Origin of the sequence: Gottfriedia sp. NPDC057991 (assembly GCF_042886615.1) — a bacterium.
In the GTDB taxonomy this organism is placed as follows: domain Bacteria; phylum Bacillota; class Bacilli; order Bacillales; family Bacillaceae_G; genus Gottfriedia.
On the sequence record NZ_JBHVQN010000003.1, the window covers coordinates 14,312 to 41,281 of the forward strand.

32 protein-coding genes are annotated in these 26,970 nt (G+C 33.4%); 8 read left to right on the plus strand and 24 right to left on the minus strand.

Features of this window, described 5'->3' with window-relative positions:
- Nucleotides 1–100: 100 nt before the first annotated feature.
- The 6 genes from ACFVR2_RS11595 to ACFVR2_RS11620 all read right to left on the minus strand — a co-directional run bounded on the left by ACFVR2_RS11595 (nt 101) and on the right by ACFVR2_RS11620 (nt 4,184).
- Nucleotides 101–487, minus strand: coding sequence for a PaaI family thioesterase (locus ACFVR2_RS11595; RefSeq protein WP_025671788.1), 387 nt, complete (start codon nt 485–487; stop codon nt 101–103).
- Between the two features lie 210 nt (nt 488–697).
- Nucleotides 698–1,159 (minus strand): SRPBCC family protein, encoded by a 462-nt coding sequence (locus ACFVR2_RS11600; protein ID WP_387361820.1) that lies wholly within the window; start codon nt 1,157–1,159, stop codon nt 698–700.
- A 3-nt stretch (nt 1,160–1,162) separates the two neighbouring features.
- Nucleotides 1,163–1,810 carry a 3D domain-containing protein gene (locus ACFVR2_RS11605; RefSeq protein WP_387361822.1) on the minus strand — a complete coding sequence of 216 codons (648 nt, stop codon included), beginning with the start codon at nt 1,808–1,810 and terminating at the stop codon, nt 1,163–1,165.
- Between the two features lie 83 nt (nt 1,811–1,893).
- The gene (locus ACFVR2_RS11610) at nt 1,894–2,211 is read right to left on the minus strand and encodes a YuiB family protein (protein WP_387362769.1); all 318 of its coding nucleotides are present in this window, start codon (nt 2,209–2,211) and stop codon (nt 1,894–1,896) included.
- 94 nt (nt 2,212–2,305) lie between these two features.
- A complete protein-coding gene (locus tag ACFVR2_RS11615; protein WP_387361824.1) occupies nt 2,306–2,785 on the minus strand; it encodes an NUDIX domain-containing protein in 480 nt (159 codons plus the stop codon).
- 181 nt (nt 2,786–2,966) lie between these two features.
- Nucleotides 2,967–4,184, minus strand: a complete 1,218-nt coding sequence (locus tag ACFVR2_RS11620; protein WP_387361826.1) for an NAD(P)/FAD-dependent oxidoreductase — start codon at nt 4,182–4,184, stop codon at nt 2,967–2,969.
- Between the two features lie 411 nt (nt 4,185–4,595).
- Here ACFVR2_RS11620 and ACFVR2_RS11625 point away from each other — a divergent pair, with 411 nt between their 5' ends.
- The gene (locus tag ACFVR2_RS11625) at nt 4,596–5,585 is read left to right on the plus strand and encodes an NAD(P)/FAD-dependent oxidoreductase (protein ID WP_387361828.1); all 990 of its coding nucleotides are present in this window, start codon (nt 4,596–4,598) and stop codon (nt 5,583–5,585) included.
- 305 nt (nt 5,586–5,890) lie between these two features.
- Here ACFVR2_RS11625 and ACFVR2_RS11630 read toward each other — a convergent pair whose 3' ends face one another.
- From ACFVR2_RS11630 to ACFVR2_RS11640, 3 genes are all read right to left on the minus strand, one after another.
- Entirely contained in the window at nt 5,891–6,244 is a 354-nt protein-coding gene (locus ACFVR2_RS11630) for a HesB/IscA family protein (RefSeq protein WP_387361830.1), read from the minus strand.
- Nucleotides 6,245–7,111 carry a diaminopimelate epimerase gene (dapF, locus tag ACFVR2_RS11635; protein ID WP_387361832.1) on the minus strand — a complete coding sequence of 289 codons (867 nt, stop codon included), beginning with the start codon at nt 7,109–7,111 and terminating at the stop codon, nt 6,245–6,247.
- Nucleotides 7,112–7,459: 348 nt separating this feature from the next.
- Nucleotides 7,460–7,696 (minus strand): YuzB family protein, encoded by a 237-nt coding sequence (locus ACFVR2_RS11640; protein ID WP_056468696.1) that lies wholly within the window; start codon nt 7,694–7,696, stop codon nt 7,460–7,462.
- A 196-nt stretch (nt 7,697–7,892) separates the two neighbouring features.
- Here ACFVR2_RS11640 and ACFVR2_RS11645 point away from each other — a divergent pair, with 196 nt between their 5' ends.
- Nucleotides 7,893–8,960, plus strand: coding sequence for an NAD(P)/FAD-dependent oxidoreductase (locus ACFVR2_RS11645; protein WP_387361834.1), 1,068 nt, complete (start codon nt 7,893–7,895; stop codon nt 8,958–8,960).
- Nucleotides 8,961–9,032: 72 nt separating this feature from the next.
- On the opposite strand, the gene ACFVR2_RS11650 is transcribed toward ACFVR2_RS11645, so the two are convergent.
- The 3 genes from ACFVR2_RS11650 to ACFVR2_RS11660 all read right to left on the minus strand — a co-directional run bounded on the left by ACFVR2_RS11650 (nt 9,033) and on the right by ACFVR2_RS11660 (nt 10,958).
- On the minus strand, nt 9,033–9,998 hold the full coding sequence (locus ACFVR2_RS11650; RefSeq protein ID WP_387361836.1) for an SPFH domain-containing protein: 966 nt from the start codon (nt 9,996–9,998) through the stop codon (nt 9,033–9,035).
- A 15-nt stretch (nt 9,999–10,013) separates the two neighbouring features.
- Complete coding sequence (locus ACFVR2_RS11655; protein WP_387361838.1) at nt 10,014–10,433, minus strand: NfeD family protein; 420 nt, start codon at nt 10,431–10,433, stop codon at nt 10,014–10,016.
- Between the two features lie 222 nt (nt 10,434–10,655).
- Nucleotides 10,656–10,958, minus strand: coding sequence for a DUF1462 family protein (locus ACFVR2_RS11660; protein ID WP_387361840.1), 303 nt, complete (start codon nt 10,956–10,958; stop codon nt 10,656–10,658).
- 122 nt (nt 10,959–11,080) lie between these two features.
- On the opposite strand from ACFVR2_RS11660, the gene ACFVR2_RS11665 reads away from it, so the two are divergent.
- Nucleotides 11,081–11,308, plus strand: coding sequence for a NifU family protein (locus tag ACFVR2_RS11665; protein ID WP_025671774.1), 228 nt, complete (start codon nt 11,081–11,083; stop codon nt 11,306–11,308).
- 42 nt (nt 11,309–11,350) lie between these two features.
- On the opposite strand, the gene yutH is transcribed toward ACFVR2_RS11665, so the two are convergent.
- Nucleotides 11,351–12,349, minus strand: a complete 999-nt coding sequence (yutH, locus tag ACFVR2_RS11670) for a spore coat putative kinase YutH (RefSeq protein ID WP_387362771.1) — start codon at nt 12,347–12,349, stop codon at nt 11,351–11,353.
- 572 nt (nt 12,350–12,921) lie between these two features.
- On the opposite strand from yutH, the gene ACFVR2_RS11675 reads away from it, so the two are divergent.
- Entirely contained in the window at nt 12,922–13,443 is a 522-nt protein-coding gene (locus tag ACFVR2_RS11675; protein ID WP_387361842.1) for a phosphatidylglycerophosphatase A family protein, read from the plus strand.
- A 116-nt stretch (nt 13,444–13,559) separates the two neighbouring features.
- On the opposite strand, the gene ACFVR2_RS11680 is transcribed toward ACFVR2_RS11675, so the two are convergent.
- Together ACFVR2_RS11680 and ACFVR2_RS11685 are read right to left on the minus strand one after the other, a co-directional pair.
- Nucleotides 13,560–14,330 carry a TIGR01457 family HAD-type hydrolase gene (locus ACFVR2_RS11680; protein ID WP_098861050.1) on the minus strand — a complete coding sequence of 257 codons (771 nt, stop codon included), beginning with the start codon at nt 14,328–14,330 and terminating at the stop codon, nt 13,560–13,562.
- Nucleotides 14,331–14,415: 85 nt separating this feature from the next.
- Nucleotides 14,416–14,865, minus strand: coding sequence for a DUF86 domain-containing protein (locus ACFVR2_RS11685; RefSeq protein ID WP_387361844.1), 450 nt, complete (start codon nt 14,863–14,865; stop codon nt 14,416–14,418).
- 149 nt (nt 14,866–15,014) lie between these two features.
- Between ACFVR2_RS11685 and glpX the strand changes: the two genes are divergently transcribed.
- Both glpX and ACFVR2_RS11695 read left to right on the plus strand, forming a co-directional pair.
- Nucleotides 15,015–15,983, plus strand: coding sequence for a class II fructose-bisphosphatase (gene glpX / locus ACFVR2_RS11690; RefSeq protein WP_387361846.1), 969 nt, complete (start codon nt 15,015–15,017; stop codon nt 15,981–15,983).
- 15 nt (nt 15,984–15,998) lie between these two features.
- Complete coding sequence (locus ACFVR2_RS11695) at nt 15,999–16,268, plus strand: DUF3055 domain-containing protein (RefSeq protein WP_387361848.1); 270 nt, start codon at nt 15,999–16,001, stop codon at nt 16,266–16,268.
- A 325-nt stretch (nt 16,269–16,593) separates the two neighbouring features.
- Here ACFVR2_RS11695 and ACFVR2_RS11700 read toward each other — a convergent pair whose 3' ends face one another.
- Complete coding sequence (locus ACFVR2_RS11700; protein WP_387361850.1) at nt 16,594–16,869, minus strand: YutD family protein; 276 nt, start codon at nt 16,867–16,869, stop codon at nt 16,594–16,596.
- Nucleotides 16,870–16,960: 91 nt separating this feature from the next.
- On the opposite strand from ACFVR2_RS11700, the gene ACFVR2_RS11705 reads away from it, so the two are divergent.
- A complete protein-coding gene (locus ACFVR2_RS11705; protein WP_387361852.1) occupies nt 16,961–17,572 on the plus strand; it encodes a YhcN/YlaJ family sporulation lipoprotein in 612 nt (203 codons plus the stop codon).
- Nucleotides 17,573–17,786: 214 nt separating this feature from the next.
- On the opposite strand, the gene lipA is transcribed toward ACFVR2_RS11705, so the two are convergent.
- Nucleotides 17,787–18,671 carry a lipoyl synthase gene (gene lipA, locus ACFVR2_RS11710; RefSeq protein ID WP_088014947.1) on the minus strand — a complete coding sequence of 295 codons (885 nt, stop codon included), beginning with the start codon at nt 18,669–18,671 and terminating at the stop codon, nt 17,787–17,789.
- A 178-nt stretch (nt 18,672–18,849) separates the two neighbouring features.
- Between lipA and ACFVR2_RS11715 the strand changes: the two genes are divergently transcribed.
- On the plus strand, nt 18,850–19,839 hold the full coding sequence (locus tag ACFVR2_RS11715) for a M23 family metallopeptidase (RefSeq protein WP_387361854.1): 990 nt from the start codon (nt 18,850–18,852) through the stop codon (nt 19,837–19,839).
- 118 nt (nt 19,840–19,957) lie between these two features.
- Here ACFVR2_RS11715 and yunB read toward each other — a convergent pair whose 3' ends face one another.
- From yunB to hisD, 7 genes are all read right to left on the minus strand, one after another.
- The gene (yunB, locus tag ACFVR2_RS11720; RefSeq protein WP_387361856.1) at nt 19,958–20,794 is read right to left on the minus strand and encodes a sporulation protein YunB; all 837 of its coding nucleotides are present in this window, start codon (nt 20,792–20,794) and stop codon (nt 19,958–19,960) included.
- 109 nt (nt 20,795–20,903) lie between these two features.
- On the minus strand, nt 20,904–22,004 hold the full coding sequence (locus ACFVR2_RS11725; RefSeq protein ID WP_387361858.1) for an HD-GYP domain-containing protein: 1,101 nt from the start codon (nt 22,002–22,004) through the stop codon (nt 20,904–20,906).
- A gap of 127 nt (nt 22,005–22,131) precedes the next feature.
- Complete coding sequence (locus ACFVR2_RS11730; protein WP_387361860.1) at nt 22,132–22,434, minus strand: YunC family protein; 303 nt, start codon at nt 22,432–22,434, stop codon at nt 22,132–22,134.
- 72 nt (nt 22,435–22,506) lie between these two features.
- Nucleotides 22,507–23,910 carry a bifunctional metallophosphatase/5'-nucleotidase gene (locus tag ACFVR2_RS11735; protein ID WP_387361862.1) on the minus strand — a complete coding sequence of 468 codons (1,404 nt, stop codon included), beginning with the start codon at nt 23,908–23,910 and terminating at the stop codon, nt 22,507–22,509.
- A gap of 18 nt (nt 23,911–23,928) precedes the next feature.
- Nucleotides 23,929–24,750: a sulfite exporter TauE/SafE family protein gene (locus ACFVR2_RS11740; RefSeq protein WP_387362773.1), complete on the minus strand. Its 822-nt coding sequence runs from the start codon at nt 24,748–24,750 to the stop codon at nt 23,929–23,931.
- A gap of 130 nt (nt 24,751–24,880) precedes the next feature.
- The gene (locus ACFVR2_RS11745) at nt 24,881–25,405 is read right to left on the minus strand and encodes a DinB family protein (RefSeq protein ID WP_387361864.1); all 525 of its coding nucleotides are present in this window, start codon (nt 25,403–25,405) and stop codon (nt 24,881–24,883) included.
- 217 nt (nt 25,406–25,622) lie between these two features.
- On the minus strand, nt 25,623–26,912 hold the full coding sequence (hisD, locus tag ACFVR2_RS11750) for a histidinol dehydrogenase (protein ID WP_387361866.1): 1,290 nt from the start codon (nt 26,910–26,912) through the stop codon (nt 25,623–25,625).
- Nucleotides 26,913–26,970: the final 58 nt, after the last annotated feature.

Below are 26,970 nucleotides of genomic sequence, written 5' to 3' on the forward strand. Positions count from 1 at the left end.
AAGAAACTCGACTCATCTATTATCCAAGTGACATTGGTTTGATATCTACGGTCATAAAAAAAACTACTAAATTACAATTCTAATTTAGCAGTTCTTTATGTTAATTTCTTTTATCTTTAATCGCAACTGTACATCTCGAGATACAAACTAACTGCTCATCCTCGGAATAAATTTTTATATCCCAAACCATTGTCGTTTTACCTGTATGTACTGCAGTTCCGATTGCTGTTACGACACCGTCACGAACAGAACGTAAATGATTTGCGTTTATTTCAAGGCCAAAAGCGAGTTGATTTTCTTGATCAATCATCGAAAATGTCCCTACACTCGCAACTGTTTCAGCTAGAGCAACTGAAGCACCACCGTGTAAATAACCAAACGGTTGATGTACTTTTTCCGTTACCTCCATTTTCATCACTACTTTGCCTTCTTCAACAGACTCTATCGTCATGCCTAAAGCATGCATTAAGGTCATTTTCTCTTCCATTACTCCTCCGCCTCTCGATTAAAGCTTACGTGCTTTAAACAAAATCTGTTTTCGTCATACTTGTTTGAACAAAAGATTATGTTTAACAAATTCTATTTTATTATAAAATTTTACATATTTTAAATTCGAGGTAATGAAATGATTTTCCTTTTATTCGAAATAAATATCCTATAACGTTGTAAACCCCTTGCAAATGCAAGGGGCATGTTTTTATAGTACACCATCAAATCGTTTTTCTGCGTAATTTTTTAAACGATCCATTTGTTTTACTAAATTTCGTTTTGTGAACCAACTGAGTATGAAGCCCGTCATTTTAGCTACTACTGAAGACATTTCCAAGCTACATTCATAATCTAACCGGGTCTGATTTGATTCAACAGAAAAAAAGCGATAGACCGCATCTGCTGTAAAATTAGTATGCTTTAATCGAATACCCAATTCTTTTGGCGGACTATAGGAAATGATTTCGCCATCATATTCTTGAATTTCCCCATCTTCTTCTAACTTTTGCTTAAACTTATGACCAACTGGATTTTGTCTGTTAAAATTTTCATCATACTTATTCTCTATAAAACCTTCCATCCACTTTTTTAAATGCTCATCTGAATCAACAACTTCAAAAACAGCTTCAATTGGTGCATTAATGATTAAGCTATAATTTATTTTTTCCATAATCTATTCTCCAATTTGATTCTTTGATTGTTGCCTAAATACTTGTAACGAGTTTTGTTCATTCAATTCTTTTAGATCTGATTCAGTAAATCTTCCTGATCCCTGTTTTATTATATAAACAGCTAATTTCTTCTTTCCCCAATGCTCAAATACATCTCCAACAGTTTGATAATATAAGTCCAAATGATTTCCTTTTACTGCTGCGCCTTTATCTGCTACTACTCCATATCCATACCCAGGAATAAATAATACCGTTCCTATTGGAAATACGTTCAAGTCAGCTGCAATAGTTGAAAATAAATCTCTCTTTACTTCCACACCTGAATAAGTAATTCCATATGAATGGTCTTTAGGACTTTTTCCTGTCGATTCCCTTCCAGCTGTATATCCAGTTGCTGTAACTGTTACCTTTTTATAATTATCCCACTTCGTATTATGTTCGATGTTTTTTGCCATTGTAATCATTATGCTCTCATTTGTGATCGTTTTATTTTCTTCAGCAAATACTTTATTTATTGCGATTGAATCACTAAACCAGCCTTTTATAGTAGCGACTTGAATATTTGCAAGAATTTTTAAAGAAGAAAACAAAGCAATAATGAATAAAATAGATAAAATAACTCGTCTAAATAATTTTTTATTTATACCCAATGAATCATTTCACTCCTTTTCATCTTTTCATCTTTCCCTAAAACAAAAAAATTATAAAAAAAACTTTCTCATATATGAGAAAGTTAGAACATTTGATATCCATTTTTTCTTAATGAAAGGATTACTACTCCTGACATAATTGCTCCTACTAGACCAGCTGTTAAAATAACAATATCACCGGTTCCTACTGCCATTAGGTTTGTTTTTAGTGTATCAAAAGCTACAGTAGTATTAGTAAAATATTTTACCGTACTAATCTTGTCCACAATCATAACAATCAATAGCGGATAGATTACTACCATAAACCAAGTTGTTCGAAAAAGCATATTTGCTAGGAAACCGATTCCAAAGGCTAATACGAAAAATAACAATATTGAAATTAGTAAAACTGGAATACTCATCACCATATAAAAAACACCCCACATTTTTTCTATATACAGTGTAAAACCTTCTTGTCCTATCGTCAATTTTAAAAAAATTCAAACTATTTAAAAATTACTTAATAAAGTGATATGTAGTATATTGGAATTGATCTCCTGGGTTTAAACCTTTAACCACATCCATTGGTTTATTCGGAGGATTTTCGATTAAGTATTTAATTAGTAATGAAGATGTTGGATCTTTTAGTAGCTCTTTTTCAGAAATAAAACGTGCATCTGATAACTCTTCTTCTTGAATCGAAATCATTGTATCATTTGCCTGTAATAAGAAAATTAACATATTATCACTAATTTCTTCGCGAATAACACCAGTTCTAACACCTATTAAGCCGATTAAGTTCGCATTTATGCCTGTTTCCTCTTTAATCTCTCTTAATACTGCTTGGTCAACAGTTTCATCTTGTTTTACAAAACCTGCTGGTAAAGACCATAAACCTTTTAAGCCACTATATTTTTTCTTTACAACTAACCATCTTCCATCAGAGTCTTTCACTAAACCAGCTACTCCTAGCCATACATTGCTTCTTTTACTCATCTATTATGACCACCTTTACGATAAAGAAAACGCGTCGATTGGCGAGCCTTTAGGCGAAGACAGAGACGTAGTTGCACTTATACCTAATACTTAAAATTGAAAACTATGTCAACTCCCTGCTGCCAATTCACATTTGAATAATGTACAAAGAAAAAGCTCGACTTAAGTCGAGCTAATATGCTTATAGTAAGTTTAATTTACCTTTTTTAAGAACTAACATTGGTCCACCAAGTACGAATAAATAACGGTTATCAATTACTTTTTTCATAAATGAAGCTTTCCAACCAGTTAATTTTTTACCGTAAACTACGCCAATTGCATCATCATGTCCTAATGAACATACTGTACCTTTAATGTCTGGTGTGAATTCTTCTAATTCACCTTTTCCACGAACTAGTACTGCTAAGTTGTGTGCAACATTAAATCCTTGTTGAATTGCAATTTGTGCTGTTGGTGGGTATGGACGGTTACTTGCTTCGTCAATTAATAAAGCAGAGTCACCAACGATAAATACATCGTCATTTCCAGGAACACGCATATCTTTTGTAACTTTTACACGTCCACGCATTGCTTCGAAGCCAGCTTGCTCTACTAATGCATTTCCACGTACACCTGCAGCCCAAACAACTGTTGCAGAGTTGATTTTCTCTTCTACATCACCTTTAGCAACGATGATTCCTTCTTCAGTACATTCTTTAATAGCTGTACCAATTTTGAATTCTACACCTTTTTTCTCTAATTGAGAAACTGCATAGTCAACTAATTCAGGATCAAAACCTGGTAATACCATAGGTGCAGCCTCTACGCAAATAATACGAACTAAATCACGATCGATATCATATTCTTTACATAATTCTGGCACACGGTTTGCAAGTTCACCAACAAATTCAATACCAGTAAATCCAGCACCACCAACGATAATCGTTAATAACTCTTCGCGCTTTTCAACTGGAGTGTTGTAGTATTTAGAGAAGCTGTAATCAATATGCTCACGAATTTGACGAGCAGCATTGATGTTAGCAATTGAGAATGCATGTTCTTTTAATCCTTTAATTCCAAAAGTTTCTGACTCAAAACCAAGTCCAACTACTAAATAATCATAGTCTAATTCGCCGTTAGAAAGAAATACTTTCTTCTCTTCAGGTTTGATTTGAGTAACAGTATCTTGAATAAAGTTAATTTTATCTTGATTAATCACGTCTTTAATATCAAGACGTGTACGGTCATGGTGTAATGTACCTGCTGCATTTTCATGTAACCATGTTGCTTGGTAGTGGTAGCTGTTTTTATTTACTAGTGTAATGTCCGCTTCATTTGCAGATAATGTTTTTTGAAGTCGGGTTGCAGTAATAATTCCACCATACCCAGCTCCAAGGATTACAATCTTAGGCTTATTCATGATATACATACCATCCTTTTAAATTATATTAAGTACCTACAATTTGCTGTAATATCTCTAAATTTATAACTAAGCTCAATAGTGAGCAATCTAAATCATTATAAATTAGTACATAAGTGAGCAAACGATTATATAGGGATATTTGTCTAAATATTTCGTAATAATTGTCACAAAATGTTAACAATTAGCCTATAACAATATTAAAGTTTTTTGTGTAAGATTTCAAGCATAAATCTAATCGGTAGAATTCTCAAAATATTAAACTAAATTGAGTATTTTTTGATCCACACCCCAGTTTTATTAAAGATTTCTACAATAGTTTAATGGCCTTTTTTAATTTTATCGGCATAAAATATGATATTATTCTATTGTAGAAGACATGCATTTATACATAAGGGGGACATTCCGTTTATGAAAGACGAAAAAGTATATGATATAACGATTATTGGTGGAGGACCCGTTGGTTTATTCACTGCTTTTTATGGTGGAATGAGACAAGCTAGTGTAAAAATCATTGAAAGTTTACCACAGCTTGGCGGTCAATTATCTGCACTTTACCCTGAAAAATACATTTATGATGTTGCTGGCTTCCCAAAAGTGCGAGCTCAAGAGTTAATTAATAACTTAAAAGAGCAAATGAAAAAATTTAATCCTACCGTATGTTTAGAACAATCGGTTCAAACAATTACTAAAGGTGAAGATGGAGTATTCCATTTAGTTTGTAATGATGGTTTTGAGCATTATACAAAAGCTATTATCATCACTGCAGGAAACGGTGCATTCCAACCACGTAAACTTGAAATCGAAGGTTCTGAAAAATTCGAAAAATCAAACTTACATTACTTTGTAGATGACATGAATAAATTTGCTGGTAAACGAGTTGTTGTTTTCGGTGGCGGAGATTCTGCTGTAGACTGGTCATTAATGCTTGAACCAATCGCTGAAAGAGTAACACTAATTCACCGTCGTGATAAATTTAGAGCTCATGAGCATAGCGTTGAAAACTTAATGAAGTCTAAAGTAGAAGTAACAACTCCTTGGGTCCCTGTTGCAATTATTGGTGAAGAACGTATTGAAAAAGTTGTTCTTCAAAATGCAAAATCTGAAGATCGTATTAAAATCGAAGTTGATGATGTAATCGTTAACTATGGTTTTGTTTCTTCTCTAGGCCCAATTAAAAACTGGGGTCTAAACATTGAAAAAAATAACATTGTTGTTAACTCACGCATGGAAACAAATATTCCAGGTATTTATGCTGCTGGAGATATTTGTACTTATGATGGAAAAGTTAAACTAATTGCTTCTGGGTTTGGTGAAGCACCAACAGCAATCAACCATGCTAAAACATATATTGATCCAACTGCGAAAGTACAACCAGGACATAGTTCTTCAATGTTCTAAAATATCGATTTTAATCATACGAACTGTCTTTTTATAGGCAGTCTTTTTTCCCATATCATTTGTGATATATTGAACAATATACAACACAATTCGTGAACCATTTCACAACCAACTTCTTAAAAAATCAATTCAAATTTATATCTACACTATATAATAGTACACAATTTCAAAAAAGATTCAATAATTTACCCTGAATTTGTAAAAATATTAACAAATGAGAATTTGGCCTAGTTTGATTGATTGAAAAAATAGGATACAAAAGTATCCTATTTTTGATTAAAAAATTCTTCAATTAGAAATTCTTATTAGCAATCTTCAGGTGTACCAGCATTCGTTGCTGTTCTAAAGCTTGAGCCACATCCACATGATGCAATAGCATTAGGATTCTCGATCGTAAATCCTCCGCCTAGTAATGACTCTTTAAAATCAATAACAACTCCTTTTAAAATAGGAGCACTTTCATTATCAATTAAAAACTTAATGCCATGATATTCTAATTCTGTGTCATCATCATTTTTTTGTGGATCGAAACCAAGTCCATATGAAAGTCCAGAACAACCTCCACCTTTTACACCTAAGCGAACAAAAGTACTTTGGTCTTCTTCATTTTCAATCATTTCTTTAATTTTCAATCCTGCTTGTTCAGTAACTGTAATCATTTATTTCACTCCTCTTTGAGTATAGTATATGCCTTCTGTTATTGTAACTGCTGGGCCTTTCATCCATACATCCCCATCAGTAGACCAAGTAATTTGTAAATCTCCACCTTGCAGGTGAATAGTTATCGGTTCATCTCGTTTATATTTACCTTCTTGTATCATAGCGACTGCTGCAGCACAAGCTCCTGTTCCACAAGCTTGAGTTACACCGGAACCTCGCTCCCATACAACGAAATTTATCTCATTATGCGGCAAACATTCGATAAATTCAACATTTACGCTTTCCGGAAATAAATCATGTTTTTCAACAATTGGACCTAAAGTTGTTAATGGTGCCTTTTTTATATCACTTACTTCAAAAACAGCATGTGGATTTCCCATCGAAACAGCTGTAAATTCATAGCTTTTTTCTTCAAATAAAATTCTGTCCCTAGCAAAATCCTGGTCATCACCAATCATTGGGATTTGTGATCTTTGGAATATTGGTTTACCCATATTTATTGTTACTTGATTAACAATATTATTTTCTACATGTACTGTTGCATTAACAATTGTACTTATCGTTTCAATCTTAAATGAAGTATTATTTGCAATTCCATGTTCAAATGCATATTTAGCTACACATCTTAGACCATTACCACAATTTTTCGCTTCTGATCCATCATTATTAAATACTCGCATTTTTACATCTGCAACTTCTGATGGACAGATTAAGATCATTCCGTCACTACCAATACCTATATTAATATTTGAAACTTCAACTGCAATTTTAGACAGCTCTTCTTCTCTTAAATTTTCTTCAAACATATTTACATAAATATAATTATTTCCTAGTCCATGCATTTTTGTATAACGAAAAGAATTCATTTTCATGACTCCTTACTTTTTTTATTAATACAAGTATAAAATTTAAATGAATTGAGCACAATAAGAACATCCCCCGTTTCTCGATATAGAAACATTTTAAGAGCTTCACTTAGGTGAATGCTCATTTTTTTTTTGCACTAATTTTGCTAGATAATTAAAAATAGTGTACGTAATAAAAATAATATTGATTAATGTAATTAATCTAAAGAATAGTAATTTTTTCCTACTACTGAAATGTTTAAATTAGTGAATGATTGAGGGATGTAAAACGGATTATGAGGAAGACTAAAATATTGTTGAAATAGCTCGAAAAATAGAAAAAGCACTGTTAATTATTAACAGTGCTTCTTATATCAACATATTTTCTTCTAAGAAAATATAAATATTATCTACTAGCTCGGTTGCCGTTTCTCCAGTTACTACTTCCCCTTCAACTAGTGCAAAAAGTGATAGACTACATTTTCCACAATATCCAAGGCAGCCATATTCTAGTATGTCTAGATTTGGATCACGTTCAAGCTGTTCTAAAGCTTTTTGTGCACCGTCTGCTAGGTTTTTTATACAAAATTCGACTAATGGTCTCACTATTTTTCACTCCTTGCTCCTCATAAAGTTACTCTTTTTTTTAAAAAACGTCAATCCTTTTGAGAATAAATGGGATGAGCTTTATTTTACCGAGTTAGGCGTTGTTATTTTAACATAAAATATATATAATATAATTGTCGAAAAATAGAAAAATTTTTTCATTCAACGCTAATAAAACAAAAGGGGAACATCAACTATGAAAAACCTCGTATTACTAGGTGCCGGATATGGAAATATTCGTGCTTTGTCACGTCTATTAACATCTGATTTACCTGAGGATGTTCATATCACATTGATTGATCGAAATTCTTTTCATTGCTTTAAAACTGAGTATTATGCATTAGTTGCAGGTACTGTTCCAGAGCAACATATTAGAATACCAATACCAACTCATGAGAAATTAAAAGTGGTATATGGAGATATAACTACAATTGATACGGCAAACAAGAAAGTAGAATTAAGCAATGGAAAATCAGTTTCTTACGATGATTTAATTATCGGATTAGGTTGTGAGGATAAGTACCATAATGTACCTGGTGCACCGGAACATACTTACAGTATTCAAACAATTGAAAAAACAAGAAACGCTTATGAAAATGTAAACAGTCTACCTCCTAATTCAGTAATCGGTGTTGTAGGTGCTGGTTTAAGTGGTGTAGAAGTAGCTAGTGAATTAAGAGAAAGTAGAAGCGATTTACAAATTTTACTTTTTGATCGTGGAAGCCGAATTTTATCAATGTTTCCAGAAAAACTTAGTTATTATGTACAAAACTGGTTTATTGAGCACGATGTAAAAATTGTTAGCAATTCAAACATTACAAAAGTTGAGAAAAATACTCTATTTAACCATGATGATGAAATTCATTGTGACGCTGTTATTTGGACAGCGGGAATTCAACCAGTTGAAGTTGTCCGCAATTTAGACGTAGAAAAAGACAATACAGGAAGAATCGTTGTAACAAAATATCATCACATGCCAAACGATGAACATGTTTATGTAGTAGGCGATTGTGCATCATTACCATATGCACCTTCTGCACAGCTGGCGGAAGCTCAAGCAGAACAAATCGTTATGGTTTTACAAAAAAAATGGCAAGGTGAAGACCTTCCAGAAGAAATGCCTAAAATAAAATTAAAAGGGATTATGGGCTCATTAGGTAAAAAACATGGTTTTGGACTATTCAATGAACGCCCACTAATCGGACGTGTTCCAAGATTAATTAAATCTGGAATCTTATGGATGTATAAATACCACAATGGTTGATTAACAAATCATCTTTTTAGTTATGCTTACATGCTAAAAAGCCCCTTAACATAATTGCTAAGGGGCTTTTATTTATTCTGTTTTGTCAGATTTAATAACTTCTTTTACACTTTCAACCATTCCTAAAAGTTTTGTAGCGTCTGTTGGAATAACAAGTTTTGATGCATGACCGTAAGCTACTTTTTCTAAAGCTTCCATTGAGCGCAATTGAACCATTTCTTTAGTTGGCTCTGCATTTCTCCAAACATCTAACACAAGTTGTTCCCCTCTAGCTTTCGCTTCAGCAAGTTTAATGATTGCTTCCGCTTCCCCTTCAGCGCGTAAAACTTGAGAATCTTTATCTCCTCGAGCTTTTTCAACTTGGCTTAAACGTTCCCCTTCTGCTTCAAGAATTTTTGATTGCTTTTCTCCTTCTGCTTTCAGGATTTTTGATTCTTTTTCACCTTGTGCATTTAATACTTTTTCACGACGTGTACGTTCTGCTTGCATTTGTCTCTCCATCGCATTTTGTATATCCATAGGTGGAATAATATTTCGGATTTCTACACGATTAACCTTCATTCCCCATTTATCGGTTGCTTGGTCAAGAATTGCTCGGAGTTTATTATTAACTGTATCACGACTTGTTAAAGTTTCATCTAAATCTAATTCCCCTATTAAGTTACGTAAAGTAGTAGCAGTCAAATTTGAAATCGCAGACAGTGGATTAGCAATTTCGTATTCATGACGCACAACATCAGTTACTTGATAAAAGACAACTGAGTCTACTTGGATACTAACATTATCTTTTGTAATCATTGATTGTGGTGGAAAATCTACCACAGTCTCACGCAATGTTTTTTTACTAGCTACGCGTTCAACAAATGGTATTACAACATGGATTCCACTCTCTAATTTACGGTGGAATTTCCCTAATCGTTCTACTAGATATACTTCAGATTGCCTAACAATGCGAATACTTGATAACAAAAGTACCACAACAAATAAAACAATAATACCAATAATAATTGGACCAACCATAGAACTTACATCAGACATAGCACTTCTCCTCAATTAGTTATTTGTCACGTATAAAGTTGCACCTTCTATTTTTTTTACAATGACCTTTTCATTTAAAAATAACGGTTCTGTAGAACGGATTGTCCATTCATCACCATAAACTTTAGTCGTACCTACTGTATCATCATCTAATTCAACAGAAGCTACAACAACCTCTTTACCAATTAATGCATATACTCCATTTTCAATCGTTTTATGCTGGTGGATTCTTTTTGCAAATTTCTTTGTACTAAGCCATAAAATTAGTGCACTTATAACAAAAACGATAAAAGTAAAGGTGTTGGATCCTGTTAAATAATTTACAACTGATGCTAGAATGCTCGCAATACCAATCCATAAGAATACAAAGGTTAATGAAAACATTTCGATGATAATCAATAAAACTCCAATTACAAATAAACTAATCGCAACCATTCCACCCCTCCTCCCAATTCTATATATATGCCAAAAATTGTAATTTATTTGTTTTACACTTCTATTCTATCATGTAAATCTTCAGCATTTTACATAAAATAGTGAATTTTATTAAAACATTTTAATTTTTTCGGAAAAGAATCAATTACAATAAGCCCCCAACAAAAAACAATTTATAATGAATTAAAAACCCCTTACATTTTTGTAAGGGGTTTTCATTCATTATAGTTCAATAGCGTTATAAACATCTTTTAATTTTGGATTACCTTCACCAACAACATTTCCATTTACTAATACTACCGGATAGAAATATTCATCATTTCTAACTCGTTCAGCGAAATCTTCTTTTTCATTATTCTCTACATTAAATATATCAATGTATTGAAAATCAAAGGCTAAGTCAGGATATTTTCTTTGAAGTGCAGCTTGAAGCCATTCAAAAGTTTCAATTGATGATGGCATTCCTACACAACTTGCACATATTACTTCAGCTCCAAAAACTTCCACTAAAATTTTATTACTCATTTTCTCCTCCTAGCATACAATAAGTGTGTGTCCAAAAATAATTTCAAACACACAAAGTACTCTGTAATAGATTTTTTCCTCTTAACTGATTATAATAAAATTAGTGAAAGGAGTCGATATGAATGGACATGAAAGAACAAGTACAAGAAGTTTTAGATAAATTAAGACCGTTTTTACTACGTGATGGTGGAGACGTTGATTTAGTTGATATTGAGGATGGTATTGTTAAACTTCGCCTTTTAGGTGCATGTGGTAGCTGCCCAAGTTCAACTATTACATTAAAAGCTGGTATTGAGCGAGCTTTATTAGAAGAAGTACCTGGTGTAATTGAGGTAGAGCAAGTATTCTAATATATTTTCAATACTAAAAGAGAGGGTTTAAAACCCTCTCTTTTATTTTAGCCATTTAATTTCTCGAATCCCTAACTTAGCAGTTGGTAGTCCGATTAAATCATAAAACCCGCCTAAAAAAGATTCAAACTCACTAGTATTTTCAAGATAATTAACTAACTTACGCTCATACCTTTTCCGATCCGCATCACTCCTTGCCAAATAATATCCTTCAATTGTTTCAAAATAGTGTACAGGAAAAAGAAGTCTTGCAAATAACAAACGCCACGCAAAAGTTGATAATGGACTTTTCTTTTCATAACCATAAAAAAATGAGAGTATTTTTTTTTGATAATTATCATGATTCTCTAAATATTCATCTCGAACCCATTCAGCAAGGTCTCGACTTGGATGATCATAAATCCATTCAATCGGTACTTTCGCAAAATGAATTTCCTTCTGTCTTCGTTCAGTCATTTTTTGATGACAAATTGTTGCTGCATCAACAACTTGAGGAGTATCATCCAATTCAGTGTCTACAACATATTGAATCGCATTTTCAGTCATTCCGAGATAATAGGGAAAAGATTCAATAAATATTTGTTCGAAAAGATTTTCAGGATGACTATTCACTTTACTTTGCCAAAATCTTTCTAACTGCTCTAAACGTTTTTCCCATAAATTCTTCCATTTCCCAATCCTATTTAATCTTTTCAATTCATCTGAATATTTTTTGCCTCTTAAATGAAAAATCGCTAGTTCTTCACCGTTATTATTACTGCGTTCATTTTGTCTGTTACTCTTAAATAAGGAATAATTATTTCCATCAATCTTACTCACATAGTACCCTTGAACATTTTGAACAAAGGTTGCGACTGATTGGTCTCCAGTTGAACTCATAAAATCACTTAAACTCTTCATTTCTTGTAAATCATCTTCTTTTAAATTTCCAATAGGAGCAAGAAAATACACCCTATTCCGCTGCCAAAACATGTAATATGACTGTACTTGAAGTAATTCAGCTGGTTGAATTTGATATTGAGTAAACATGTCTTGAATGATGTTTTGGTTGCGAATAAACATCATCACTCACATCCTTCTTATAACTACTTATTAATATATATGTCACAAATCCAAAAACCTGTACCCTACTTTTTCACTTTCCATATTTAAACCCGAATGGCCATACACAAAAAGGGAGAGAATGACGTAGTATATATGAAAAGTGGAAGCGAGTTGGTCAGCCCCGACAAGCATAAGATAAAGGCCAAGAAAGGTTGCCTTTTACCTTTATTGGACTTTGGCTTATGACCTCGAGGGGCTACTCGCTGGAACTAGACATCATGAAAAGTGGAAGCGAGTTGGTCAGCCCCGACAAGCATAAGAAGAAGGGGCTAATCTCCTAAGCGGTATGAAGGCAAGTGGAACAACAGATAAGACATAAGTAATAAAATTTTTTTACTTTGTTTTAACTTTTTTTATAAAGGGGAATTATGTTCGATATCGAATCATATATAATTAATCCTCTTATTTCTTAAAAATAATTTATAGTAAAAGTTTTACTTATTTTATGAAATCTCCATTTTAGTTATTTTTATAGTAATTAAATCAATCGATAAGGAAAAGGTGATGAAATGGAATATTTAAATCACGATTTAGAAAAGACTGCATTATCGTTATTAGAAAAAAGAGGTGTTACGCTCGATGACATTGCTGATTTAGTTTACTTTTTACAGAAAAAATATCATGAAAATTTATCTTTGGATGAGTGTAAACACAATGTACAGAGAGTCTTGACAAAGCGTGAGATACAAAACGCCATCATTACTGGTATTGAATTAGATATTTTGGCAGAGCAAGATAAACTACAGGAGCCTTTGTTAGCTATTATCAAAAAAGATGAAGGGCTTTATGGAATTGATGAAATAATTGCCTTATCGATTGTAAATGTATATGGTTCAATTGGATTCACGAATTACGGTTACATCGATAAATTAAAACCTGGAATTTTAGAAAGATTAAATGATAAATCAACAGGCTTAGTAAATACATTTTTAGATGATATTGTTGGAGCGATTGCAGCTGCTGCATCTAGCCGACTTGCTCATCGTGCCGCACATAAAAAGGCTGATCAAATTAAAGCTGAAAATGAATAAAAAAGAGTGGTCTCTTAAGTAATTCTACATTTGAGACCACTTTTTCAGTTGAATAACACAAAAAATCCCACTAGTAAATTAATTACTAGTGGGTTATTTCAATTCTATTTTGTTCCTTAAATATATTTAATCCACTCTTCTAATGAGTCAACTGAATAAGTTGGCTGCGTTTCGTAATTTGACAACATATCCCTTGTCGTTACACCTGTATGAACAATTAATGTGTCAACACCAGTATTAATCCCAGCCATAATGTCTGTATCATAATAATCACCAATCATTAATGTATCCTCTTTTGCAACACCAAGAACTTTTAATGCTTGTTCCATAATAATTGATTCGGGTTTTCCAATAAAAATTGGTTTTACTGTAGTGGATACTGCAATAACAGATGTTAGTGAACCATTTCCAGGTAATAAACCTCTTTCAGTCGGAATCGCTATATCGCCATTAGTAGAAATAAATGTCGCGCCATTTCTTACAGCTATACAAGCCTTTGCTAATTTCTCATAATTAATACTACGGTCTAAACCACTAATTACAAAATCAGGATTTTCATCTGTAATTGTTAAGCCAACTTCCTCTAAGGCATATTGTAAGCCCTCTTCACCTATCATATAAACAGTAGCATCAGCCTTTTGTTCTTTTATGTAATTTGCTGTGGCATTACTTGTTGTAAAGACCTGTTCTTTTGTAGTTGGTATATTAAAGGAATTAAGTTTATCAGCAACTTGTTCTGGTCTACGTGTAGAATTATTCGTTACAAAAAGATACGGAATATTTTTTTCCTTCAGAGCCTTTATAAAAAGACTAGCTTCCTCAATTTGCTCCTCACCACGATACATAGTTCCATCTAGATCGATTAAGTATCCTTTATATTGTTTCATATTGCCACTCCTTACTAGTCAGGCTGTTCACTCGGTAAGACATGAAAACAGCATTATTATCAATTTTTACATAGAAAAATTAAGTTTATTTTTCCTCATCACTACTAAAAGCATTAATTACTCCTAGTTCCTTATCAAGAAAGGCTTGAACCGAAATCGGGAATTCCTTATATGCTTCTATATTTTCACTTAATGTCGTCACTATTTTGTCTGTAATTGAAGATGTGTAATCCTGTAATAAATGTTTTCGAATTGGAATTAATTTTTTTATTGATTCCCCAATTGATGCAGTAATAACTTTTTCATCCATTAGAATATCAACTATGTCATCATAACTTCCTGGGTCCCTCATTATAAAGCCATCAATCATTGTATTTCCAATATCTAACATACTGTCAATCAAAAGATGTGTCATTCTTTCCAAAGCTAGTCCTTCTATTTTATTTTTTGGATGGCTGTTTGACGCATAAAATTCAAGCATTGAATTTAATATTTCAATTCGATCTAATATGTCTTGACGATTTACAAAGTACATATGTACACTTCCTTCTCAATTCTATCTTCTACATTTTATGGACTTATATTTATTTTATAGCTAAATTCGAAAAAAATCGACAAATGAAAGCGTTTCTTAACGATTTTTGTTATATTATATAGGTGAATATTTTTCTGGGGGTTGGACTTTTGGAGCGTGAATTAGCACTTGAGATTGTAAGAGTTACTGAAGCAGCTGCCCTTGCCTCTGCGCATTGGATGGGACGCGGTAAGAAAAATGAAGCTGATGACGCTGCTACTTCTGCAATGCGTTCGATGTTTGATTCAGTGAATATGGCAGGTACTGTAGTAATAGGTGAAGGTGAACTCGATGAGGCACCAATGCTTTATATAGGTGAGAAATTGGGAACTGGCAATGGACCAGAGGTAGATATTGCAGTCGATCCTCTTGAGGGAACAAATATCCTTGCAAAAGGCCATGCAAATGCAATGGCAGTAATCGCAATTTCTGATAAAGGTAACTTATTACATGCACCTGACATGTATATGGAAAAAATAGCTGTAGGTCCTCGTGCTGCTGGTAAAATATCATTAGATGATCCGATTGAAAAAACAATAGATATTATTGCTGAAGCAAACAATAAACGTGTACAAGATTTAACGGTAATTGTCCAAGAACGTCCTCGTCATGAGGAAATCATTGAACGAATTCGTGAAAAAGGTGCTCGGGTTAAATTATTCGGTGATGGAGATGTTGGTGCTGTTATAGCTACAGCATTACCTCAAACCGGAATCGATCTCTTTGTAGGTACTGGAGGCGCACCTGAAGGTGTTATTGCCGCAGCGGCAATAAAAGCCCTTGGCGGTGACATGCAAGCTCGATTAGTACCTATGAATAAAGAAGAAGAACTACGTTGTATGGATATGGGTCTTAATAACCCAAGACAATTATTAACATTAAATGATTTAGTAAAAGGTGACGATGCAATTTTTGCAGCTACAGGCGTTACTTCAGGGGAATTACTTGAAGGGGTTACTTTCTTAGGTGGAGACTTAGTCGAAACTCATTCAATTGTAATGCGAAGTAAAACAAAAACTGTGCGACATATTAAAGCTCATCACCATTTAGGATACAAGCCAAATCTTATTTTAGTATAATGGAGGAATAAAAAAATGTCAGAACGTTTTTTCTTATATGATGACACTATTCAAGCAAAGACTCGCTTTGTAAGCTTTATGGGAGAAGAGCAAAGACATGATCTTGCTTTAGTATACTCTGATCGTCATTATGGCAAAGTTATGATTATGGATGTGCAAAGTAATCGATTTGCAATTATTGGTTCGGATGATTTAAAAGAAGAAGGTTACTTAGAATTTGCTTTCGGAATTTCTGAAGAAAAGGCTGCTGAATTATTAGATTTCCTTAGTGAAATTATTTTCTAATTTTTCGTTCCTGTGGATAAATAATTTATTTTAACTAAATAATCTGAAAAATAGTGGATAACTAAAAAGTTGTCCACTATTTTTGTGATTAAGTCTTCAGTTATTCACATTTTTGTTGAAAGATTCAAACTTATCCACAAGGTTTTTATTGTTTCAAAAAATCAAAAAATATTTTATCCACAAAATTTGTTTATGTAAGATCAATCATCTTTCCATAAATTTCTCCGTGCTCCCCTTTTATAAACAAAAAAAATGAGGTTTCCCCCATCATTTCAGTGTATAGACAAAGTTCTATATAATTGAATTTGATGGGTTTCCCCATCATTTAATTTTTTACTTTCTTAACTACAAAATATTTACACCCAAAATTACAATACTCATAAATATATTCACGTACTGTACTTATTTTTGAATCATATGGAACATTTTTTTGAGAATCATCAAAAAATCCTCTAAGTCTTAGTTGCTCATAGCCCCAATCCCCAACAATGTAATCATACTTTGAAAGGATCTCTGCATATCTCGCTTTAAAGGCTTCTTCATTGAATCCTTCACGGTAATCTTCAACTACTTCATAGCAAATATTCTGTATGCAAACCAATTTGTATTCTCCTTCCTTTTACTCCCATAAATATGTAACCAATATTTTGGCATACTAATTTTACATTGATTATTAAAAGGTGGTATTTAATATGCGTAAATATTTAGTTTGTTTATTAACCTTATTTTTATTAACAGGATGTTCATTCGGTCCAAGTCATTCGAGACAGTTCGATTATGAGGACGTAACATATAAAAATGAACATCGAACAAATCCAACACCTAAACAATTGAATACAAAGCCGATGGATTTAGGCGATGTAAATGCTAAAATGTCAAATAACTCTTACAAAGATTATGGCTTTTCTAGACTACAAAAGCAAGATGTTTTAGGTAAAGATGGTGAATATACATTAACAATTGATAAACAAGAAGTATCAAAATTCATTTCTTATTTAGTTGTTAAGCTTCCTGAAATAGACGATGCTGCTACACTAGTTACAGACCAAGAGGTATTGATTGCTTATCGATCTGATGGTGATAAAAAACTAGCTAGAAAGCAAGTTGAAAAAACTGCTCAGTCAGCGCTTCCTAGCTATTATCATATCTTTACTTCAAATTCAATAAAAAATATTAATAATATTGAGGACCTAAATAAATATGGTCAGCTTAATGATGGACAATTAGAGCAACAAATAAAAGATTTAGCTGAAGGTTTTGATGTAGATAAACAAAGCATGCATTTTGATCAGATTTCAAAATAAAAAATAAAAGCACTAGCATGGGCTAGTGCTTTTTACAATGTCCAAATAATTTGATTTTCAGACTGATTGCAAGCGCTTGTCTTTCGAGGCGCGAAGTCTGGTGAGGAGCGGAGTTACTTTAGACAGTAATGAGCACCGCAGACAGACGAAGCAACGAAGAAAGCGCGCGTTTGTCAACAGTCTGAAAGCACTAGCATGGGCTAGTGCTTTTTTATTATGCTTGCTTAGCAGCTTCTACTTGTTCGTCAGCATGGTATGATGAACGAACTAGAGGACCAGCCTCACAGTGTGAGAATCCTTTTCCTAAAGCAATTTCTTTTAGGGCTGCAAACTCGTCAGGAGTATAGTATTTTTTTACAGATAAATGCGTTTTCGTTGGTTGTAAATATTGACCTAATGTAATGATATTTACACCTGCAGCACGTAAATCATCCATTGCTTCGTAAATTTGTTCATTTGTTTCACCTAAACCAAGCATGATGCTTGATTTTGTAGGGATACTAGGGTTAATTTCTTTTGCTCTACGTAAAAATTCAAGTGATCTTTCATACGTAGCTCTTGCACGAACACGTGGAGTTAACTCTCTAACTGTTTCAATATTATGGTTCATAATATCTGGTTTTGCATCCATTAGCATTTTAAGGTTTTCAAATTTCCCACCCATATCAGATGGTAAAACTTCAATTGTAGTAAATGGATTTGCTTTTCTAACTTCTCTAACAGTTTCTGCAAATACAGCTGCTCCACCGTCTCTTAAGTCATCACGAGCAACCGCCGTAATTACTACATGCTTTAAGTTCATTTGTGTTACTGATTCAGCAACACGAACTGGTTCTTGTAGATCAAGCTCAGTTGGTAATCCAGTTTTAACTGCACAAAAACGACATGCACGAGTACAAACCGCACCTAAAATCATAAATGTAGCTGTTTTTCTTACTGCCCAACATTCATGGATATTTGGACAACGAGCTTCTTCACAAACAGTGTGAAGATTTTTTGAACGCATCATTTTTTTTAATTCTGTGTAAGATTCATTTGTATTTAATTTTATTTTTAGCCACTCTGGCTTTCTTAAATATTCTTCCTTTTTTGATGCCATTTGAAATTCCTCCAACGTTTATTCGTTTACGACATATTTCATTTTTTTCTTCCAATAGTTTATATATTACTACATTTTTCACGGATATGAAAAACTTTCGTTTGATTATCCCTATAATTTCCATTTATGAAAGTTGCTTCTTTAACCAAACTATAGATGTAAATCAATTTAAAGGATGATGGTTTTGAAAAAAATAATTGTACTCTTTTGTATGGTGGTTATGTTCATTGTGCCATCATTTACAAATGCAGAAGAAATTGATCAAGCTCAGCTTAATAAAGAACGAATGGCCTTATATAAAAAAGGTGAAACACTAACCTTTATTCCTTGGTATTACTTTGCTGCTATTGATACTTATGAACGCAATGTACGCAGTGTAAGAAACGATATACCAAAGCGAGAAAATGGTGTCCTCTCAATTTATATCAAGCCAGAGGATTGGAGCGGGCTTTCAAATCCGGTTAAGAAAGACACATACGCCCCTACGATCCATTTATTTAGCGGAATTGGTTTAGATGGAAATAATGATGGAAAAGCTTCATTAGAAGATGATGAGGATATTCTGTACACTCTCATTCATCGATTACATTTCTATGGGCCTTCCAGGCAATATATTCGAATGATGCTATGGGATTACTACCAAAGAGCAATAACTGTTGATATTATCGATGAATATGCTAGTTTGTATCAATATTACGGAAAGTTAAATATAGAAGGTAATGCGTTCCCATTACCAATTCGCAGTACACATAGTTATCGAAGTACATGGGGTGCCCCTCGAAGCTTTGGTGGACGAAGAGTTCATGAAGGTACTGATATATTTGCAAATTATGGTACTCCTGTAAGGTCAACATGCTATGGAGTTATTGAGACAAAGGGCTGGAATCGAATTGGTGGATGGAGAATCGGAATTCGAGACTTATATAATAATTATCATTACTACGCTCATCTAGGTGGCTTTAACAAAGACATTCAAAGAGGGCAAGTAGTAGAGCCAGGAACACTCATCGGCTATGTTGGAAGTACTGGTTATGGACCTCCAGGGACATCTGGAAAATTCCCTCCGCATTTACACTATGGTATATACAAAGACAATGGTTACGCAGAGTGGTCTTTTGATCCTTATCCAAAATTACGTCTTTGGGAGCGTCAAGATCGAAGCAAATAAAAAAACTCGTCGATTGGCGAGCTTTTAGGCGAAGGCAAGGGCGTAGTTGACTAATGTGAAATGAAAAAGCAGACTAATTTATAATGGTGAACTAAGTTAGTCTGCTCTATTTTTAAATTTATTTTTTTCCTTTTGTTGTTGAAGGAGTTTGTGGTGTGGTTTGCTGAGTATTTGGAGTAAATGGAATATAACTAGGAACTTCTCCATCGATAATTTCAGTAGCAATTGGGACTTGTACTTTCACCTTTGTTGATTTTGTACTAAACGGGATAATTACATTCATATTTACTTCTACATTCATAATAATTTCGACTACAGAATTATCAAATCCAAATGGCTTAACTTCCTGTGTAACATTAGCCACTGCATCACCGACTACAGAAAAACGAACTGGTATAGTAGGTCCTAATTTACCTAAAAGTACTGTATTTGTAACGACCCCAATCGGTACTTTTAAATAAAGTCCATCGTGATCTGCTTTCATTTTGTTCATTTCTGATTTTGATAAAGATAAAAATGATATGTCTCCATTTTCAACTCTACGTATATTTTCTTCAACATGCTGAGTAGTAGAACCAATTATTTTATTAATTAAATATGTATTCGTACTTATTACTGCTTTCCCATTTTCATCAACATCCCGAATGATAATATCCTGCCCCTGTAATTCCTTAGAAGCTGATTCATATGCTTCGTTTATGACTATAGATGCAATTCGTCTTGTTTGTTTCTCAGAATATTTCAAGATGGTTGGGGAGAAAATTTTATCAATTTGCCAAAAAGCATAAACGCAAAAAAATAGTAAAACAATACTAATAACTAAATATTTATTTGGAAATATATTACGAATTGATTGTGTTATTTGAGTTGTATCAGTTTTATATCCGCCAAAAAACTTTCTTTTTGAAACAAAAAATTTATTTTTTGGAACACGTCTGTACTTAAATCTTTTCATCGTATCCATGCCCCCTTACTAATGGGTATGCATGTCATTGCTTGTTCATTCTTAATGGATTTATACAAAAAAAGATGCACCAGTAATTTCTCTAAAAACATCCCATTTATTAATAAATGCTTTGTTTTATTGTTTGATCACACTCGATAATCTCTAATTTTAAATCATTATAAAGATTCACTTCATAAGGAATACCTAACTTTCTTCCGTTTTCTTCAATTATCCGCACAACTGGACGATCTGTAGAAGCGTCATTTTGCCTGAAAACAATTCCACGGCTACCATCACTCAATTTTACGTGTAAACCCGTTGGATAAATAGTTAGAAGATCGCTAAATACGCTGACTAATTTAGCATCAAATAATTTATCACTTCCACTAATTAATAATGTTAATCCTTCATGCGGAAGCATTGCTTGTCGATATACTCGATTAGAAGTTACAGCATCAAAAAAGTCAGCAATCCCAATTATCTTTGAAAAAAGATGCATTTCCTCACCAAATATTCCTTTTGGATACCCGCTCCCATTGATCCTTTCATGATGCTGTAATGCACAGTCTGCAACAACCGGATGAATTGTAGGTACTTGTCGTAGTAGATCGTATCCAGCAATTGTATGTTGTTTAATGAACGCATATTCTTCTTCAGTTAAACGGTCCCGTTTATTTAAAATCTTTTTTGGTATGAACATCTTCCCAATATCATGTAAAAGTGCACCTAATCCAAGTAAATTAAGCTGGATTTTACTTAAATCTAAAGTCGTTCCAATTCCTAAAGAATACATAGCTACATTCAGTGAATGTCTAAAGATACACTCATCATATTGTATTAAGTCAATTAATAAAGATAAAACATCTTTCTTTTGCCATAATGTATTTTGCAGTGATTTTATAATTTCTTTAAGCCTAGATGCGTTTTTTTCTAAAGATAGACATCTTAAATAAAAATCTTCGCTAATTAATTTAACAAAAGCATCATCTATTTTTTGGCTGATTTCAATGCGAAGGTCGTCTGAAACTTTCTCTTCAGTTAAGCGTTCTGATAATTGAGCATGTACTAAAACAAATGGAACAGCTAATTTATGTATTCGCTGAATCATCTCTACTGTTAAAGGAATATTTGCATTTACGTTCATTTTTCCATGTTCATTATAAACCGGTATTCCTAAAATCGTACCTGGAACAAGTGTTGATGCTTCAACTACTCTCATTGTTTTCTCCTTGAACAATTTATTAATTAAATATATGGTTCTGCATAACAGTTAATACATTGTAATAATCAATTTTTTAGGGCATTCGTTTACAAATGAAGCCACTAAAAAAATTTAGTGGCTTTTTTTATATCATCTTTAATAATGCGTCTCTTCCAATCATTCCTTTATGAATACCTAACTTTTCTGCTTCAACAGTAATGGATTCTAAAGGCGCATTTAATAATTCTTCTATTGTTTTTACACCAACTGCTCGGCCTGCAATAATTTGACGGTCGCGCAATCTTTCATTTAATAAAGCTACATCTAATGCTCCGCACATAATATATCCATTATCATTCATAACGACCAATAATGTAGTTTTTGGAAGTAAAACCGTAACAGCATTAAATGTATGATTATCTATTTTAATTGGGCTTAAATTGATCAAGTTCAACGCTCCTTTCTCATTCTAAAATATGAGAAAAAAACAAAAGTGAAACCTGTCTAATCTTGATAAATTTTATACACCTTTTAAAGCCCAAAATAACACGTCACGAATAAATTCAGGCATAAAAAATCTTTTATGACTAGCATCACGAATTGTAGGAATTAAATGTCCAAACGTAAATAAATCCAAAGTTCCGATCGTATACATTCGATTTAAATCTAACATTTCTCCATTAATAAATAATTCTTCTTGATAAAAATGCCTTTTCTTATCCCTACTAACAATAGTGATTCCATCGTAAACCATTTTTCCGATTACTTTTCCTCTAAATCCAAAACCTTTCATCTTCAAATGAGTCAACTCTTTATCTTCACAACGATTTAAAACAACTAGTAATTCCCTACCAGATAAATTAACAACACAAGGATTAATAGGATGTGGGCATATTCGATGAATGTCACCCTTTGTAACAAGTCCATTCGTTAAGCCATCAAGTAAAATACCCGAATTTAGTATACTGATATCTGATTTTGTCCATTGGCGAAGTGCATTTGCTAATAATTTCAGCAATGGACTATCTTTAAACCAATTCACATGCATGTCACTCGGTAGATGTGTCACTGGTTCACTTAAAATTTCTTCACTTAATCTCATTAAATTAGCCAGCATGAGTTTCGTCACTTCATCTTGGTAATACATAGGGACTGTATGAACTTCAGTAACTGAAGCTTCAGTATTTATTATACTTTTCGTCTCTTTATTTACAGTAATTAGAACCTCACCTAAATAGTTACCGTGTTTACCTGTTCCACAAAGTAAAGTTTCCCCAGCATACTCTCCATTTGGAAATAGATGGTGAGTATGTGCGCCTAAGATAATATCGACTCCTGAAAATTGTTCAGCGATTCTCTGATCGTCTCTCATACCCAAATGAGAAAGTATAATGACAATGTCTGATTTTGCTTTGACAATTGGGAGGATGATATTTAACATTTCAAACGGATCTTTAATACTCCATCCTAAAGTTTCATAAAACACAGGATATGCGACAGTTAATCCAATTACTCCTAGCTTTACTCCATTTATTTCATATATTTGAAAAGGCTTGCTGAAACGATCGGTACCTTCATCTGTAATGGTTAAATTACCAACTAATACATCAAACTTTGCATCTTCGTACAGGTTTAACAACTCACCTTTTGATAAGGTAATTCCTTCATTATTTCCTATTGTAATTGCATCAAACTTTGCATCATTTAGAAGTTCCACATTCCCCTTTCCTAAAGTGGCCTCCGAGATTGGATGAAATCGATCAACGAAATCTCCAATATCAAAAGTAAGTGTGGCCTCACCTTTTCCTTTGGCTAATTCTCTTTTAGACTTCAACAAACCGACAATTGTTGGCCACGTTTCAAAGTGGCTGTGAATGTCATTTGTATGGAACAACCGAATATTTATAGTTTGATTTGGTTCCATTGTTCCACCATCCTTTTATTAAATATTTTCTATAATTAATTTTATGCCATAAAATAACACGACTAACCTTAAAATTAATGCGATTGTTTCAGTTTTTAATTTTTGATTTATATACGCTCCAATTTTCCCACCAAACCATGCGCCAGGAATAAGTAAAAGAATGTAATAGAAATTTACTTCTCCTAATGTGATGTATGAAATTGAGCTTCCAAGTGTCGTAAACATAACGACAAACATTGAAGTCGCAACAGCTAACTGAGGTGGAAAACCGAATAAAAACGCCATCATTGGTACTAACAATATTCCTCCACCAATTCCAAATAAACCTGAGATGATCCCGATAAAAATAGACAATGAAATCGCCAATGGAAGACTATAGCTATATGTATATGCCTCGCCTTCATCATTTGTAAATGTTCGTATAATACCTTTATGTAATTCCTTTGATTTTCTATTTAATTTTGAAGAAACAAATAGAAAGACTGATATACAGATTAAAAATATACCAAAAAATAAAGTAAATCGCTCTGTATTTAAAAGCGAATTGATGTATGTACCTAGAAAGCTACCAGGAACACTACCTATTAAAAATAAAATACCACTCTTATAATCAATTCGTTTTTGCTTATGATACGAAAGGGTGGATGAAAGCGAAGAAAACACAATTGTAATCAGTGAAGTTCCAACTGCAACATGAATTGGCACAGTCGAAAAAGCGGATAAAAAGTGATCAATATTAAGTAGCATTGGAACAATAATAATTCCTCCGCCTAAACCAATCAATGATCCGACTGTTCCTGCAGCAAGTCCTATACTGATGAGTATAAGAATTTGTAGAATGATATCCAACCTAAATTACTCTCCTTTTTAAATACACTAAAAATCTAACTTCTCTATATTTTAAATAACAGTTTAACATAAAAAAACTCGGAATTCCCCGAGTATGAATAATACCTTTTATAAACACTGGTTATTGTTTCAATATACTTAAATTTGCAATCCAAGGTCTTACGTCAATTTTATATCTTATTGCCATCACTCTCGTAATTTGAGTTACATGGGTTAGATCATGTACGACCCAAGTGGATAATAATTCTCTTAACTTAACGGATCCAAAGTCAGGGTGAACCCCTTCTAATTCCAGATCGTTAGTAGGGTCCACTAATAATTGTAGTTTTTTAATATTTTCTGTTCTGAAATTCTTAAAATCAAGCAGTCTTTCTTCTATTGATTTCTCTTGTTTTTCTTTTAAATGTGAAAAACGATCGAATGGCGGGAAATGGTTGTTTCCTTCTTTATTTAACATGCAGTTCAACCTTGGTATCCAATTTGTTTTTTCACACTCAATAAGATGGTCGATTACTTCAGAAACATTCCAAGTTCCTTCACCTTCATTGCTACTTAGCCAAGATTCAGATAAACCTGACAAAAGGGACTCTAATGATTTGGGTGTTCTCTCTAAAACTTCAATCGCTTCTTTAAGGTTAAAATTCATAAAAAACCCTCCCACTTAGATATAATTTCCACTTACATCTCGTTTGCTTTCAAGTTAAATTTTACCACAAATAGATCTATCATATTTTATAAAAACCTTTATTTATCTGAACAATTAAGGTCGTGTAAAGTAGATGGATTTTTACCAAAACTACTGATTCATATAAAAACCATTCCTCATTATTTTTGAGGAATGGTTTTTTGTAGTGCTCATTTACTCATTGTTTTACCGCGACTTTACTGTATCGACGAACACGCAAGTTAGCCTGTTCTGCATGGCCAGCAAAATTTTCAAGATTGCATAGACGTGAGCAATATTCACCAATCATGGCAGTTGCTTCTGGTGCAACTTTTTGGTATGTACAAGTTTTGATAAATTTACCAACCCATAGTCCACCAGTATAACGAGCCGCGCCCTTTGTTGGAAGTGTATGGTTTGTACCTATTACTTTATCTCCGTATGCTACGTTTGTTTCCTTTCCAAGGAATAAAGCACCAAAGTTAGTTAGATTTTGACGGAAGTATTCAGGATCTTCTGTTAGGATTTCAACGTGCTCGTATGCTAGTTTATCTCCTTCAACAACTGCTTCTTCTAAACTATCAACTAAAATAATGATTCCATTGTCCTCCCACGCAACACGTGCTATTTCACTAGTAGGAAGTAGTTTTAACTGACGTTCTATTTCTACTAAAGTTTCTTGTGCTAGTTTTTCAGAAGTCGTAATTAAAGCACAAGGTGAAGTAGGTCCGTGCTCCGCTTGTCCTAAAATATCTGTTGCAACCATCTCAGCATCAGCTGTTTCATCTGCAATAATTAGTGTTTCAGTTGGACCTGCTAAAAGGTCAATCCCAACTCGACCAAATAATTGTCGTTTTGCTTCGGCTACAAATGCATTTCCTGGTCCTACTAACATATCAACTGGTGCAATCGACTCAGTTCCAATAGCCATAGCAGCCATTGCTTGAACGCCTCCTAATAGATAAATCTCATCTGCACCAGCTAATGCCATAGCTGTAATCGTATGCGCTGGAATTTCTCCGTTAATTGGTGGTGTACATGCGATCACTCGTTTAACACCAGCAACCTTTGCAGTTAGTACACTCATATGTGCTGATGCAAGCATCGGGTAAAGACCTCCAGGAATATAGCAACCTACGCTATTAACTGGAATATTTTTATGCCCTAAAATAACCCCTGGCAATGTTTCCACTTCAAGGTCTAATAATGTTGATTTTTGTGCTTCCGCAAATCGGCGAATATTGGCTTGTGCAAATTTAATATCTTCAATATCACGCTCAGGAACACTTGCGATGATTTCATCAATTTGCTCTTGTGTTAAGCGGAAACTTTCTGGAGACCATTTATCAAATTTTGCGGAAAGTTCACGTACTGCCTCATCTCCGCGTTTTTCAACATCTTCGAGAATCTTTTGCACAGTTTCACGTACTTGTGCTTCTGCTTGTGCAATTTCTGCTTTGCTTTTACCGCTTTTTAAAATTTTTGCCATGATGGCGCCTCCCCGTAAATTCTTATTTTTGAATACGTATGCAAAAATAAATAAAAAA